Source organism: Campylobacter sp. LMG 7929 (assembly GCF_024723595.1).
Taxonomy (GTDB): Bacteria; Campylobacterota; Campylobacteria; order Campylobacterales; family Campylobacteraceae; genus Campylobacter_D.
In genome coordinates this window covers 1-486 of record NZ_JANQCY010000042.1, presented here as the reverse complement: position 1 = coordinate 486, position 486 = coordinate 1, and the positions used below count along the sequence as shown (strand labels likewise).

General features: G+C 35.4%; 1 protein-coding gene. It reads right to left on the bottom strand.

The window, feature by feature from the left end; all coding sequences use genetic code 11:
• Nucleotides 1–486, bottom strand: a 486-nt coding sequence (locus tag CAMP5118_RS07980) for a flagellin hook IN motif-containing protein (RefSeq protein WP_337217028.1), incomplete at both ends; no start/stop codon positions are given.

The following is a 486-nucleotide window of genomic DNA, read 5'->3' as shown; positions in this document are numbered from 1 at the left end:
TTAGAAGCTTCCACACCTGTAGTATCTTTTACTGAGTTAATAGCTGAAATCAATGCACCATTTTCATCGCCATCTTTATAATCAACTTTACCTATCTTAACTCCATTGATAGTAAAATCATCGCTTGTAGTACCAGCTTTTATAGCTCCAGCACCAGTAGTTTGAACTAAGAAATTTGCTCTAACTCCAGTTATATCAGCTACTCTGTTAATCTCTTCAGCTAAAGCACCTATACCAGTACCTACTGAAGATGAAATCACTACAGGTTGGAATTTAAAATCATCAATACCATTATAGTTTTTAATAGTAAGTTGAGCTACACCACTACTATGAGACATAGAACCAGTTTCAAATCTAGTAACACCAATTTTACTTGATTGAGTTGCGCCTATGCTAGCTTGGATGGTTTGATTAGACTGAGAACCGATTTGAAATTCTTGATTAGTAAAACCACCGCTTAAAAGCTGTTTGCCGTTAAAAGAGGTT